Genomic DNA, 14,192 nt, shown 5'->3' with positions numbered 1-14,192 from the left:
TAACGCACAAAAGATGAGGATTTTTCGGACTCTAAAAATGCGTATTTAGCTATAAACACCAGCCAAAAAAGCAAATAAAAAATATGTAATTTATTGTTTTAAAACAATAAAAATCAAAATCAGCCAATTCCAGACTTTGTCAACACCCTGTTACCACCCTACAGCCTCACCTGGCCTGCCGAGAATTATGGTCTAGGCTCTGCTCGCACCCGTATTAATGGATTTGAACGGTTGAGCCCATGAAACGACCACCTGCACCCAAAAACCACTCAAACCTCAACCAGCCTTTGCACGGTCCCGACGTGTGGAGTGTTTTGCATGCGCGCACGCCTGACACGCACTCCAGAACTTTAATTCTTACCGCACTGTAGATAGGAGGGCTTATGCAGCTCACCCCCAGAGAAGTCGAAAAGCTGATGGTTTACACCCTCTCGGACGTCGCATTCCGGCGCAAGGCTCGCGGCTTGAAATTGAACTATCCAGAGGCTGTTTCAATTATCACCGTGACCGCACTGGAAGGCGCGCGAGACGGCAAGTCAGTTGAAGATGTGATGACCGAGGCCAGCAAAGTGCTGACCAAAGATGACGTGATGGAAGGTGTCAGCGACCTGATTCCCAACGTTCAGGTCGAAGCGATTTTCACCGACGGCAGCCGTCTGGTCACGGTCCATGACCCGATCAAGTAACCGCCTGTTCCAAACCCGGTTAACGCAAAACTTTCACGTTTTGAGGAGTCAGTCATGAGCACTAAAGAGACCGCAGGGCCGCACCAGGACACCCACCCGAAGCACAACATCCCTCACGCCAAAAACCCTGGCGGCGTACACAAGGGCAATGAAGCTGACGTGCCTCTGGGCGGGACCATCTTCGCCAGCACCCCGATCACATTCAACGAAGACCGTCCCGTCACCAAAGTCAAAGTGCGCAACACCGGCGATCGCCCGATCCAGATCGGCTCACACTTTCATTTTTTCGAAGTCAATCGTGCCCTTGAGTTCGATCGTGCCGCAGCCTTTGGCAAGCGCCTGAACATCTCGGCTACCACCGCCATCCGCTTCGAGCCGGGCGATGAAATTGAAGTGCCGCTGATTCCGTACGGTGGCAAGCAAACCCTTTACGGCTTCAACAACCTGGTCGATGGCTGGGCACCGGACAAAATGACCAGCAACCATGAACGCCCGGAAAAACTCCAGGCCATTCAGCGCGCGGTCGATCACGGCTTCAAATTTTCCAAGCCGGCCAAGCCCACCAACGACAAGTAACCACAGCATTTTCATATTTTGCACTCGCGCCGTTTAGTCATTGACGCCCGCGCGGCATTAGAAAAGGAGCCACCGATGCCAACCATTTCACGCAAAGAATATGCAGGCCTGTTCGGCCCAACCACGGGCGACAAAATCCGCCTGGGTGATACCAATCTGTTTGTCGAGATTGAAAAGGACTTACGTGGTTACGGCGAAGAATCCGTCTACGGCGGCGGCAAATCCCTGCGCGACGGCATGGGGGCTGACAACACCCTGACCCGGGACAATGGCGTACTGGACCTGGTGATCACCAACGTCACCATCATCGACGCGATCCAGGGCGTGATCAAAGCCGACGTGGGCGTGCGTGACGGCAAGATTGTCGGTATCGGCAAAAGCGGTAACCCGGGCACCATGAGCGGTGTGACCCCCGGTCTGGTGGTGGGTGTGAGCACCGACGCCATCTCCGGTGAGCATTTGATCCTGACCGCAGCCGGGATCGACACCCACGTTCACCTGATCTCGCCACAACAGGCCTATCACGCGCTGTCCAACGGCGTGACCACCTTCTTCGGCGGCGGTATCGGCCCTACCGACGGGACCAACGGCACCACCGTGACCGCGGGCCCGTGGAACATCCGCCAGATGCTGCGCTCGCTGGAAGGTCTGCCGATCAACGTCGGCATGCTGGGCAAGGGCAACTCCTTCGGCCGCGATCCGCTGGTCGAACAAATCATCGCCGGTGTAGCCGGTCTTAAGGTTCACGAGGACTGGGGCGCAACTTCAAACGCCATACGCCATGCGCTGCGTACTGCCGATGAGATGGACGTCCAGGTGTCGGTGCATACCGACAGCTTGAACGAATGTGGTTACGTCGAAGACACCATTGATGCCTTCGAGGGTCGCACCATTCACACCTTCCATACCGAAGGCGCCGGCGGCGGTCACGCCCCCGACATCATCAAGGTGGCGAGCCAGAGCAACGTGCTGCCGAGTTCGACTAACCCGACCCTGCCCTACGGCGTCAACAGCCAGGCCGAGTTGTTCGACATGATCATGGTCTGTCACAACCTTAACCCCAACGTGCCGGCTGACGTATCGTTTGCCGAAAGCCGGGTACGCCCGGAAACCATTGCCGCCGAAAACGTGCTGCAGGACATGGGCGTGATTTCCATGTTCTCCAGTGACTCTCAGGCCATGGGCCGGGTCGGTGAAAACTGGTTGCGCGTGATCCAGACCGCCCATGCGATGAAGGCTTCACGCGGCAAACTGCCGGAAGACAGTGCCGACAACGACAACTTCCGTGTACTGCGGTACGTGGCCAAGATCACCATCAACCCGGCGCTCGCCCAAGGTATCAGCCATGTGCTGGGCTCGGTCGAAGTCGGCAAGATGGCCGACCTGGTGCTCTGGGACCCGCGTTTCTTCGGTGCCAAGCCGAAGATGGTCATCAAGGGCGGCATGATCAACTGGGCGGCAATGGGTGATCCGAACGCCTCCCTGCCAACTCCGCAGCCCGTATTCTACCGTCCGATGTTTGGCGCGTACGGTAAAACCGTGCAAGACACCTGCGTCACGTTTGTTTCGCAAGCGGCGCTTGAAGACGGCGTGAAAGAAAAAGCCGGGCTTGAACGTCAGGTCGTGGCAGTCCGGGGCTGTCGCACCGTGTCCAAAAAAGACCTGGTGCGCAACGACCAGACACCGAACATCGAAGTTGACCCTGAAACCTTCGCCGTAAAAGTCGACGGTGTGCACGCCACGTGCAAACCCATCGATGTGGCCACCATGAACCAGCGTTATTTCTTTGGCTAAAGTCTGAACGGGCAGCCGCCGGGAGCGCATTCATCCCCGGCGGCAAACGCCCGGCAAATGATTCGGGGAAGGAGTTTGCGACGTGATTTTGATTGAACACATTCTGGGTAACGCCAAGAAAGACACGCTCTGGAAACAGAAACTGGAAGGCGCCAATGTCGACCTGCTGGTGCTGGACCAGCGTGAAGCGCAAAAAAGCCGCTGCCGGCGCACCAGTCTCGGCGGTCTGGACCTGGGTATCTCGCTGGAGCGCAACGTCGTGTTGTCCGACGGTGATGTGCTGCTGTGGGACGACGCCACCAACACTGCGGTGGTGGTGCAACTGAATCTGCGTGACGTGATGGTGATTGACCTCAAGGAACTTAAACAGCAACCCCTGGACGTTTTGATCAAAACCAGCTTTGAACTGGGCCATGCCCTGGGCAACCAACACTGGAAAGCCGTGACCAAAAACAACGAGGTGTACATCCCTCTCACGGTCGAAACCAAAATGATGGACTCGGTGATGCGCACCCACGGTTTTCAACATTTGCCGTATGCCTTTGTCGGCGGCGCTGAAATCCTGCCGCTGCTGACTACTTCAGAAGCACGCCTGCTGTTTGGCGGCGCCGAAGAAACCGACACCCACGTTCACGTGGCCAGCCCGCAAGACAAGCTGGACGCCGCAGCCCTAAAGATCCAGGGCCTGCACAGCAAAGACTCGCACAGTCACAGCCACGACAATGGCCATACGTTTCACAGCCATAAGCACTGAATCCGGCAAGAAGGCGCTTTGATGAACGCATCAGATCTAATTCGCATCATGCAGTTTGGCGATTCCGTATTGCCAGTCGGTGCCTTTTCGTTCTCGAACGGCGTGGAATCCGCCATTCAGAAAGGCATCGTTCACGATGTCGCGACCCTCAAGGGTTTTGTCCTCACGGCTCTCAAACAAGCGGCCAGTTGTGACGGCATGGGCGTCGTCGCAGCCCACCGGGCCTGCGTCGCCGACGACCGCGACGCAATTTTGCGCGCTGATTGGGCGGTTAATAACCGCAAGCTCAACGAAGAAAGTCGGCTGATGGCCACCCGCATGGGTAAAAAACTGGCCGAAATGTCGATCCATGTCGTCGAAAAACCCTTGGTCCGCTGGTGGCTGGAGCAGATCAAGGCCGGCAATGCGGCGGGTACTTACCCCGTCACCCAGGCCGTAGTGATGTCGACCCAGGGCATTGGCGCCAGGGAAGTGGTGGTGATGCACCAGTACGGTGTCGCCATGACCATTCTCAGCGCCGCCATGCGCTTGATGCGGGTCACGCACCTGGACACCCAGCACATTCTGTTCGAACTCAACCATGACATTGAAGCCTTCTGCGATATCGCTGAAATCGGCGATATCGATCAAATGTCCTCCTATGTACCCATCGTCGATGTGCTTGCCGCCGTACACGTCAAAGCCCACGTACGACTATTCATGAACTGACACCCGTGGCCTGCGTTGACAGGGTCAACGCTCAATCAGCTCCCCTATCTGGTAAGGAAATAACCGTGAAAAAGATTACTCGTATTGGTATTGGCGGCCCGGTCGGTTCAGGTAAAACCGCGATCATCGAAGTGATCACTCCGATTCTGATCAACCGTGGCTACAAACCACTGATCATCACCAACGACATCGTCACCACCGAAGACGCCAAGCAGGTAAAACGCACCCTCAAGGGGATCCTGGACGAAGACAAGATCCTGGGCGTGGAGACCGGTGCCTGCCCGCACACGGCAGTGCGTGAGGACCCGAGCATGAACATTGCGGCGGTCGAAGAAATGGAAGAAAAGTTCCCCGACAGCGACCTGATCATGATCGAGAGCGGCGGCGACAACCTGACCCTGACCTTCAGCCCTGCCCTGGCCGACTTCTACATCTACGTGATCGACGTGGCCGAAGGCGAAAAAATTCCGCGCAAAAACGGCCCGGGTCTGGTGCAGGCCGACATTCTGATCATTAACAAGATCGACCTTGCCCCTTATGTCGGCGCCAGCCTGGATGTCATGGAGAGTGACACTAAAGTGGTGCGCGGCAACCGCCCGTACATTCTCACCAACTGCAAAACCGGCCACGGCATTGAAGAGCTGGTGGACATGATCGAACACATGTTCCTGTTCGCACAAAAACCGGCGGTCAAGAGCGAGGTCACTGCATGACAGCGCAGAGCCAGATCGTGAACACCCCGTCACGGCTTCGCGCTCACTCATTAGGCAATGATGCGCCGGAGCTGTCCCAGTACCAGGACGAACCACCGCAAATGCAAAGCGGTGCCGCAGGTAAAAGCGGCTACCTGCGACTGGGTTTTGAAAAACGCGGCAATCGCAGTGTGCTGGCGGATATGGAGCGGCGGGTACCGTCGCTGGTGCAGCGGGCCCTGTATTGGGACGAGGTGATGCCCCAACTGCCCTGCGTGACCATGATTTCAACTTCAGGCTGCGTGCTGCAGGGCGATCGCCTGGCCACTGACGTCACGGTGGGGGTGGGTGCCTGCGGGCACGTCACCACCCAGTCAGCGACCAAAGTGCATTCGATGGATGCCAACTACGCCACGCAAATCCAGCACTTGCGGATCGAGGAAGACGGCTATCTGGAGTTCATGCCAGACCCGCTCATACCCCATCGCAATGCGCGGTTTATCACCAACACCCAGATCAAGATCCATCCCACGGCGACGGCGATCTACTGCGAAGTGTTGATGTCGGGACGCAAATACCACCACATCGATGAGCGCTTCGGTTTTGACGTGTACTCCTCGCGAGTGAGCGCTGAAAACCTTGAGGGCCGTGAGTTGTTTGTCGAGAAGTACATTCTTGAACCGAAAAAGGAGAGCCTGGACGCCATTGGCGTCATGCAAACCTTCGACGTGTTCGGCAACGTGGTGTTGCTCACGCCCAAGGAGCATCACAACCGGATTGTGGAGCGCATCCCGGCGCTCTTCGACATGACTGCAGGGCTGGCCAGCGGCGTTACCCGCCTGCCGAACGACTGCGGCCTGATTTTCAAGGTGCTGGGCAATGACAGCGGTGAGGTCAAGGCGCAAATCCGCGAGTTCTGGAAAGTTGCCCGCGAAGAGATTCTGGGTTTGACACTGCAACCGCAGTTTCTGTGGAAGTAGCTGTGTAGCTTCGCGTTGTTCGTCAGGGGCTACAGAAAGGTCAACTGTGGGAGCGAGCCTGCTCGCGAAGGTTGTTCGCGAGCAGGCTCGCTCCCACAGGGGGACATAGCATTACCAGGGCGGCTCTTGGCCGAATGCATAATTGGGAGAGTCAATATGGAAACTGCATCCAAGTGGTCAAAAGTGGCGGATGGCAACGTCGTCCTTGAGTTTATCGACGTCACCCTGCGCGGTTGCGCTCAGGTCATGTTCCAGAACAATCCGCTGACCGGATTGTTTTTTTTCGCTGCGATCTTTGTCGGGGCTTTTGCCGAAGGTAATCCGGCCGTGGCCTACGGCAGCGTACTGGGCACCGTAGTGGCAACCCTCACCGGCATGCACCTCAAGGACCACACGTCCTGGAAAGCCGGTCTGTACGGCTATAACGGCTGCCTGGTGGGTGTTGCCTTGCCGACCTTTCTCGCCGTCACCCCCATCCTGTGGCTGTGCATCATCCTGGGCAGCGCAGTCTCGGTAATCGTCACGATCTGCATTGCCGACATCCTGAAAACCTGGAAAGTCGCCGCACTGACCGCCCCCTTCGTACTCGTAACCTGGACCATGCTGCTGGCCAGCTATGCCTTTGGCGGACTGGAAAACAGCTCACTGCCCGTCCCCAACCTGCCCCACGACCTGATCGCCTATAACAGCAATCTGTTCGACGGCATCGACCTGTTCAAAAGTACGTTTTACGGCGTCTCTGAAGTGTTTCTGATTAGCACGGTGATTGGTAGCGTGCTGTTTCTGGCAGGGCTGGCGGTGTCATCGTTATGGGCAGCCGTGTTCGGCCTTCTGGGCTCGCTGCTGGCCGTGCTGACCGCGGTGGTCCTGCAGGCCGAACACACCAGCATCAATAACGGCCTGTATGCATTCAGCGCTGTACTGACGGCCATCGCCCTCGGGTCAACGTTCAACAAACCCAGCTGGCGAGTGCTGATCTACACCCTGGTGGGCGTAATCTTCACTGTATTTGTACAAGGCGCCTTGAATACAGTATTGGGCCCGGCAGGTATCCCGACACTGACCATGCCCTTTGTGCTGGCTTCATGGTTATTTCTGGTACCTAACAAAGACGTCATGCCGGCCCACCGCCAATAACTTTCGATGCCTTGCCGGAGTCTTCCCATGACCGTGATTGCCCGACCCCTTGCCGGTGCCGAACCGTCGAACACCACGCGTCGTGCCATTTACCTGCTGGCCGGTTTGGTCCTGGCCAACCTCCTTGCCTGGGCCTGGGCCTTTATCGAGTTCGGCAACAACCCGATACTGATGGGCACCGCATTACTGGCGTACGGCTTCGGCCTGCGCCACGCCGTGGATGCCGACCACATCGCAGCCATCGACAATGTCACCCGCAAACTGATGCAGCAGGGCAAACGACCGATTGCCGTAGGCACCTGGTTCTCCCTGGGGCATTCCACCATCGTGGTCCTGGCATCCTTTGCCATCGCCGTCACGGCGTTGGCTTTCAAGGACGACATGGAGTGGTTCCATGAAACCGGCGGATTGATCGGCACCCTGGTGTCATCGGTGTTCCTGCTGCTGTTCGGCGTGCTCAACCTGGTGATCCTGATCTCGGTGTACAAGAAGTTCAGGCTGGTCAAGGCTGGTCACAGCCTGCCCCCCGAAGAGCTGGACCTGATCTCCACCAACAAGGGTGGCCTGATGGCGCGGATCTTTGGCCGGGTGTTCAACCTGGTGGATAAAAGCTGGCACATGTACCCGGTGGGTTTTCTGTTTGGCCTGGGTTTTGACACCGCCACCGAAATCGGCCTGCTGGGCATCAGCGCCACCAGTGCCTCGCACGGCATCAGCCTGTGGTCGATCATGGTCTTCCCGATACTGTTCGCGGTGGGCATGGCCCTGATCGATTCACTGGACAACTTCGTGATGATCGGTGCCTACGGCTGGGCGTTTTCCAAACCGGTGCGCAAGCTCTATTACAACATCACCATTACTGCCGCCTCGGTGGTGGTTGCGTTGTTCATCGGCGGCATCGAGGCATTGGGACTGATTGCCGACAAGCTGGAGCTAACAGGGGGAATATGGACACCGATCAATGCCATCAGTGAAAACTTCGGCGAAATTGGCTACTGGATCATCGGCATGTTTGTGCTGTGCTGGTTAATTTCGGCCCTCAACTACTACCTCCGCGGTTATGACCAACTGGCTGCCAATACCTGATAAAGGCCAAGCACTCGGCCCCCCGTGTGGCAGGCATAAAAACCTGACCTACACTCCCTTCACCCCTCAACAGACGCGTCGTAGGTGCCATGACTTTATTACAGGACGTAAAAAATCGGATCTCCTTTGCCTATGGAGTCGCCTTGTTGGTGGCGATCAATGGCTTTCTTTTATTTTTGCCGGTGTTGCAGCGTGGTATTGCTCACGCCAATACAGTCTCTGGCTCATTTGACTCCTGGAAGGAGGCCTTAAGATTTTTAGATTTACTCGAAATACCCGGATTTGTGGTGGGATTTGTACTGGTACTGATGTCACTGGGGCTGCTGATCAAGTCGCGCATCAGTTGGTTTTTCGCATTATTGCTCTTAGTGGCCACCGTCTGCGTTGATGTCTTTATCCTTAAGAAACCCGACGGTGTGACCTTCTTTTCAATCTTCACCCTTGCGGTACTGGCCTTCTATTGGCGCCGGTACGACCACTACAGTCTGGCCACAGGCAGCTTCTTTGCGGTGGTCAGCATTGCCTCGCTGATCGTCTACAGCACGCTGGGCACGCTCTACATCGGTGAAGGATTCGCACCCCCCGTTACCGACCTGCCGTCAGCTTTCTACTTCGCCATTGTGGTGATGTCGACCGTGGGGTTTGGCGACATCGTCCCGCACACCACCGATGCGCGGTTTTTCACCCTGACGGTGATCATTCTGGGCATCACCATCTTCGCGATCTCGGTGGCGTCCATTGCCGGCCCGCTGATCAGCAACAACATCCAACGAATCGTTAAAGGCAGGATTACCCACATGGCCCGTAAAAATCACTACATCCTCGTTGGCGTCGGCTCACTGGCACAAAACGTCTACAAAGGCCTGACTGATCGCGGCGAGCACGTCACGGTCGTGTGCACCACCGGCAGCCAGCACGACTTGCCCGAAAAAGCTGACATCATTGAGGGTGACCCATCGGCAGCTGCAACCCTGAAAATGGCCGGTGCCGAGGACGCCAAATACATCGTGACCCTGTGCGACAGCGACGCCGAAAACGTGTTCACCATTCTGGCGGCCAAGGAAGTCGCCGGAGATGACACCCAGATCATCGCGCTGGTCAACGAAACGCGGAACATGCCCAAGGTCAAACGCGTCAACCCGACCATGGTGCTGTCGTTGCCATTGCTGGGCAGTGAGCTGCTGGTGCGGACCCTGCAGGGCGATCAAATCAATAATGACCTGATCACCGAGATGTTCTTCGGCAAGCGTACGTCCCTGGCATAAACACGAGCGGTGTTCTGTGGGAGCGAGCCTGCTCGCGAAGATCATTCGCGAGCAGGCTCGCTCCCACAGTTGAGGGCTTTATCATGTTTTATTGCGAGGTATCGGGGGCAGGCGTGCCCTTGGCCCCGGCCACCAGGCCGAACTCAACGGCGGCAAAACCGATCACCAGACTGAGCACCAGATAGCAGATGGAGACAAATACACCGCTCGGGTCTTTCATCATCTCAACGGCACCGAACACAAAACTGGAGAACGTGGACAGCCCGCCCATGATCCCTGTGCCGACCATGACGTGTACGTATTGATTGATCCGGTTGCTCTTGAACAGCGACGTGGCCACCCCCAGCAGGAAGGCGGCGACGATATTGACGACAAAAATATCCATGGGAAAGCCGTCGGCCAGGCGCGGCACCGACAGCATGACAAATTCGCGGCACATGGCACCGAACGCACCGCCGACGAAAATCAGAATAATCATGTTCAACATGGTGTTTGCTCCTGTGTCAGCGCGCCAGCCAGGCGCCGAATGCGGCGGCGGCCAGACCGACCAGTACCGAGATGATCAGATAACCTGCCGCCCATGCACGATCCTTCGCCTTGGCCAGTTTGGAAGCATCCAGCTGCATGCTACTGAACGTTGTGTAGCCGCCAAGAATACCAGTCAGCACGGCAGCACTCAGGAAGTCGCCGTAGCGGTCACGCCAGTCCACGGTAAACAGAATGCTCAAGTAACCGATCACAAAGGCGCCACTGACGTTGATCAAAAACGTGCCCAGCGGGAATGATCCCTTATAGAACTGCCCCACCCGCAGTCCGATCCACCAGCGCAGCAAAGACCCCAGCCCGCCCCCCAATCCGACCCAAAAAACATCCAGCGCAGTCATGAAGTTCCCTCTCGTGCCTGTTGATTAGTGAGAGGAACTCTAGTTCAGAAATACCAGGAGGCACGTGATTTGGAGCATAAGGGGCGCCACACACTTTCTTGAAGTTTGTGTCTGGTATTAACGAGGAGGACTTGGTAATTGAATAGCCGCTTAGAAATGGAAGTCACTTGCTAAAGTCCCACTATGGGACTAGGATCATTCTATGAGAATTGTTGCGACCAGTCAGCTTAAAAAATTTTGGCAACAGCACCCGGGCTCGAAACAGTCTTTCCTTTGCTGGATAGATGAGGCCAGGCAGGCCGACTGGCAAACACCCGCCGACATCAAGGCCCAGTTTCGCCATGCCAGCATTCTCAAAAGCAGCAGAGTCGTTTTCAACATCAAAGGTAATGAGTATCGACTCGTGGTCGCCGTGGCTTACCGCTTCAGCGCCCTTTACATCAAGTTCGTCGGCACCCACAAACAGTACGACGCCATTGATGCCGATACCGTTGAAATGGAGTAACCCATGAATATTCGCCCAATCCGTACTGAACAAGATTACCAGGACGCCCTGAAGGCTGTTTCCCCTCTGTTCGACAATGAGCCGGAACCAGGCACCCCGCAAGGCGACTACCTCGATGTCATGATCACCTTGATTGAAGCCTATGAAGCGAAGCACTTCCCGATGGACCTGCCCAGCCCGATAGAGGCCATACGCTTCAGGATGGAGCAGTCCGGGCTGTCACCTGCCGACCTGGTGCCCGCTATCGGCAGGCAGAACCGGGTTTACGAGGTGCTTAATGGCAAGCGGGCGCTGACACTGCCCATGATCTGGAAACTGCATGAGATGTTTGGCATCCCGGCTGAAAGCTTGATCAGGCCGGCAAAACCATAGCCGCCAGGTATCCCGTCAGCCCGGCGGTTTAAATACAGGCGATTGCGATGAAAAGGAGTACCCTGCCCTCCGGCTTTATCCCCACGCTTATGGACCCCCTATGTTTCCCAACGCTGAACGCTACAACCACTCCACCGAATACGCCAACAAACTGGTCGACCGCATCGGCCAGACCCCGGCCTGGATTGCCCAGCGCATCGGCGTGACCGAAAAGCGCATGCGCTACATCCTCGCGGGCTCGCGCACGATCAAGGGTGATACCACAGAAATCATCATGAGCTACGCCGAGCAGTTCTGCCTGGAATGCCTGGCCGCTGAAGCCAAGGCCGCCAAGGATCGCGCCAAGTCCAAGGCAACTGCCCCCGGCAGCGACGTTTAAAACAACCCCATCTGCCCGCCCACCAGCGCGCTGAAGTCGTCGTCGACAAACACCAGAATCGCGTCCGCCACCGGTTGTAGCTGACGCGTCAGGTAATGGTCGTAATCCACTTCTGCGGTGCGATTTTCCAAGGGCTGGGGGCCGGCCACGGTAATCACATAGCTGATAGTGCCGCCGTTCTGGTACTGCCGGGGCCGCCCCTGCTGGTCGTTGTACTCATCGGCCAGCCGCGCCGCCCGCACATGGGGCGGTACGTTACGTTCGTAATCACTGAGTTGACGACGCAGACGCTTGCGGTAAATCAACAGTTCGTCATGCTCGCCCGCAAGAGTGCTGCGCACAAAATCCCGCACATAGTCCTGATAGGGCTGGCGATTGAAAATGCGCAGGTACAACGCTTGCTGAAACTGCTGGGCCAGCGGCGACCAGTCGCTGCGCACAGTCTCAAGCCCCTTGTAGACCATCTCCCGACGCCCGTCCGCATGGGCCACCAATCCCGCATAGCGCTTTTTACTGCCCTCTTCGGCGCCGCGAATCGTGGGCATCAGGAACCGGCTGTAGTGGGTTTCGAACTGTAGCTCCAACGCACTGGTGAGCCCGTATTCGTCACGCACATGGGCCTGCCACCACTGGTTGACGTGCTGCACCAGCTCGCAACCGATACGGGCGGCGTCGTCTTCGCTGTGCTCGCTACGCAACCAGACGAAGGTGGAGTCGGTGTCGCCATAGATCACGCTGTAACCCTTGGCCTCGATCAATGCCCGGGTCTTGAGCATGATTTCATGCCCCCGCAAGGTGATCGACGACGCCAGCCGCGTATCGAAAAAACGGCAGCCACTGGAACCCAGCACCCCATAAAACGCATTCATGATGATTTTCAGGGCTTGGGACAAGGGTGCGTTTTTTTCGCGCTTGGCGACTTCGCGACCATTGGCCACCCGTTCGACAATGGCAGGCAAGCAATGCCGGGTTCGCGAAAAGCGCGCCCCGCGAAAGCCTGGCACCGAGGCCTCGTCACTCGGGTCGCGCAACCCTTCTACCAGCCCCAGCGGGTCGATCAGAAAGGTGCGGATAATCGACGGATAAAGGCTTTTGTAATCGAGCACCAGCACCGACTCATAAAGCCCCGGCTGGGACTCCATGACAAAGCCGCCGGGGCTGGCCTGGGGTGGTTTGTCGCCGAGATTGGGGGCGACAAAGCCCTGGCGGTGCATCAACGGCATGTACAAATGGTAAAACGCCGCCACCGAGCCGCCGCTGCGGTCCGCTTCAAGGCCCGTGACCGAGGCGCGCTCCAGCAGAAAGGTCAGCAACTCGGTTTTCGCGAAGATCCGCGTCACCAGCTCGCAATCCTTGAGGTTGTAACGCGCCAGCGCAGGCTTGTCTTCGGCAAACATGCGGTTGATTTCGTCCATGCGCTGATACGGCGTGCTGATGTCCTTGCCTTCACCGAGCAGGGTCTGGGCGACATTTTCCAGGCTAAACGAGGAAAACGACCAGGTTGCCGAGCGCAACGACTCAATACCGTCGATGATCAATCGACCCGCCGCACTGGCGAAGAAATGATTATTGCGGGTGCCGTGTTCGCGCCACTGCATTTCACTGCCCGCACGCCCCAGCAGCAGCGGGATACCCAGGCGCCGGGCATGCTCGTGCAACACCCGCAGGTCAAATTGCACGACGTTCCAACCGATGATCGCATCGGGGTCATGCTGTGCCATCCACTGGTTCAGGCGCAGCAGCAAGTCGCCGCGGGTAGCGCAGAACTCAAGATCGAAATCGACCGCAGTGTCCGCCTCGGTGGCTTTGCCCAGCATGTACACCTGACGCTGGCCACAGCCCTCTAGGGCAATGGAATACAGATCACCCTGGGCGCTGGTTTCAATATCCAGCGAGACCAGTTTCAAGCGCGGCCGATAATCGGGATGCGGCTTCATCCTGGCATCCAGTAGCGATCCATCGCCCTGGGCCCGTCCGCCAAAACTCACCGGGGCGGTGATGAAACGCTCCATCAGAAAACGTTCCGGCGGGCGCACATCGGCCTCGAACACATCGACCCCGGCGCGCCGCAGACGCTGGGCGACGTCCATCAACTGGGCATGCTGACGGCAGTAAAGGCCCATGACCGGTCGCGATTGAAAATCGCAGAGCTGCAGCTCACGAAACTCGACGCCACGTTCATCCTGCAACAGGGCCTGCGCCTGAGCGAGCTGCACCGTCGGGATAAACGCGGTTGAGGTCTGATAAGGCAGGCGTGCGTGCTGCGGCCCGTCATCGGTGGCCAGCCAGAAGTCGACTTCGATCCCCGACGGCGTATCGCGCCAATGCCGGGTCAGGACAAACCCCTGCTTCAACTCCACCGCAGCACCCTCAA

Annotated in this window: 15 protein-coding genes and 1 pseudogene; 13 read left to right on the top strand and 3 right to left on the bottom strand. The window is 57.3% G+C overall.

Translation table 11 applies throughout. From position 1 onward, the window contains the following. Positions 1–383: 383 nt before the first annotated feature. The 10 genes and pseudogenes from TU76_RS10970 (at position 384) to kch (ending at position 9,678) form a co-directional block, all read left to right on the top strand. Positions 384–686 carry an urease subunit gamma gene (locus TU76_RS10970; protein ID WP_016781195.1) on the top strand — a complete coding sequence of 101 codons (303 nt, stop codon included), beginning with the start codon at positions 384–386 and terminating at the stop codon, positions 684–686. Positions 687–740: 54 nt separating this feature from the next. After that, positions 741–1,142, top strand: a pseudogene (locus tag TU76_RS25850) (urease subunit beta); the annotation flags it as partial. Positions 1,143–1,337: 195 nt separating this feature from the next. After that, entirely contained in the window at positions 1,338–3,056 is a 1,719-nt protein-coding gene (locus tag TU76_RS10960) for an urease subunit alpha (protein WP_046808628.1), read from the top strand. 82 nt (positions 3,057–3,138) lie between these two features. Then, entirely contained in the window at positions 3,139–3,810 is a 672-nt protein-coding gene (locus tag TU76_RS10955; RefSeq protein ID WP_019828473.1) for an urease accessory protein UreE, read from the top strand. 21 nt (positions 3,811–3,831) lie between these two features. Next, complete coding sequence (locus TU76_RS10950; RefSeq protein WP_019828474.1) at positions 3,832–4,518, top strand: urease accessory protein UreF; 687 nt, start codon at positions 3,832–3,834, stop codon at positions 4,516–4,518. A gap of 65 nt (positions 4,519–4,583) precedes the next feature. After that, positions 4,584–5,231, top strand: a complete 648-nt coding sequence (gene ureG / locus TU76_RS10945; RefSeq protein ID WP_019828475.1) for an urease accessory protein UreG — start codon at positions 4,584–4,586, stop codon at positions 5,229–5,231. Continuing rightward, positions 5,228–6,190, top strand: coding sequence for an urease accessory protein UreD (locus tag TU76_RS10940; RefSeq protein WP_019828476.1), 963 nt, complete (start codon positions 5,228–5,230; stop codon positions 6,188–6,190). Before ureG ends, TU76_RS10940 begins: the two co-directional genes overlap by 4 nt. Positions 6,191–6,346: 156 nt before the next feature. Continuing rightward, entirely contained in the window at positions 6,347–7,327 is a 981-nt protein-coding gene (gene yut, locus TU76_RS10935; protein WP_019828477.1) for an urea transporter, read from the top strand. A gap of 27 nt (positions 7,328–7,354) precedes the next feature. Beyond that, entirely contained in the window at positions 7,355–8,413 is a 1,059-nt protein-coding gene (locus tag TU76_RS10930) for a HoxN/HupN/NixA family nickel/cobalt transporter (RefSeq protein WP_046808627.1), read from the top strand. 89 nt (positions 8,414–8,502) lie between these two features. Then, positions 8,503–9,678, top strand: coding sequence for a voltage-gated potassium channel protein (gene kch / locus TU76_RS10925; RefSeq protein ID WP_048351641.1), 1,176 nt, complete (start codon positions 8,503–8,505; stop codon positions 9,676–9,678). Positions 9,679–9,766: 88 nt separating this feature from the next. Here kch and crcB (TU76_RS10920) read toward each other — a convergent pair whose 3' ends face one another. Both crcB (TU76_RS10920) and crcB (TU76_RS10915) read right to left on the bottom strand, forming a co-directional pair. Further along, on the bottom strand, positions 9,767–10,165 hold the full coding sequence (gene crcB, locus TU76_RS10920; RefSeq protein WP_046808625.1) for a fluoride efflux transporter CrcB: 399 nt from the start codon (positions 10,163–10,165) through the stop codon (positions 9,767–9,769). Positions 10,166–10,181: 16 nt separating this feature from the next. Then, positions 10,182–10,562 carry a fluoride efflux transporter CrcB gene (crcB, locus tag TU76_RS10915; RefSeq protein WP_019826008.1) on the bottom strand — a complete coding sequence of 127 codons (381 nt, stop codon included), beginning with the start codon at positions 10,560–10,562 and terminating at the stop codon, positions 10,182–10,184. Between the two features lie 202 nt (positions 10,563–10,764). On the opposite strand from crcB (TU76_RS10915), the gene TU76_RS10910 reads away from it, so the two are divergent. The 3 genes from TU76_RS10910 to TU76_RS10900 all read left to right on the top strand — a co-directional run bounded on the left by TU76_RS10910 (position 10,765) and on the right by TU76_RS10900 (position 11,818). Then, entirely contained in the window at positions 10,765–11,067 is a 303-nt protein-coding gene (locus tag TU76_RS10910; RefSeq protein WP_019826011.1) for a type II toxin-antitoxin system HigB family toxin, read from the top strand. Positions 11,068–11,070: 3 nt separating this feature from the next. Next, positions 11,071–11,439, top strand: a complete 369-nt coding sequence (locus TU76_RS10905) for a helix-turn-helix domain-containing protein (protein ID WP_019826012.1) — start codon at positions 11,071–11,073, stop codon at positions 11,437–11,439. A gap of 100 nt (positions 11,440–11,539) precedes the next feature. Continuing rightward, positions 11,540–11,818, top strand: coding sequence for a hypothetical protein (locus TU76_RS10900; protein WP_019826014.1), 279 nt, complete (start codon positions 11,540–11,542; stop codon positions 11,816–11,818). Here TU76_RS10900 and TU76_RS10895 read toward each other — a convergent pair. Further along, positions 11,815–14,178 (bottom strand): DNA polymerase II, encoded by a 2,364-nt coding sequence (locus TU76_RS10895; RefSeq protein WP_048351640.1) that lies wholly within the window; start codon positions 14,176–14,178, stop codon positions 11,815–11,817. The two genes, TU76_RS10900 and TU76_RS10895, sit on opposite strands and share 4 nt — an antisense overlap. Between the last annotated feature and the right edge of the window lie 14 nt (positions 14,179–14,192).

Source organism: Pseudomonas psychrophila, assembly GCF_001043005.1.
In the GTDB taxonomy this organism is placed as follows: domain Bacteria; phylum Pseudomonadota; class Gammaproteobacteria; order Pseudomonadales; family Pseudomonadaceae; genus Aquipseudomonas; species Aquipseudomonas psychrophila.
The sequence above is the reverse complement of the archived record's forward strand: the minus strand, read 5'-3'. Positions and strand labels throughout refer to the sequence as shown.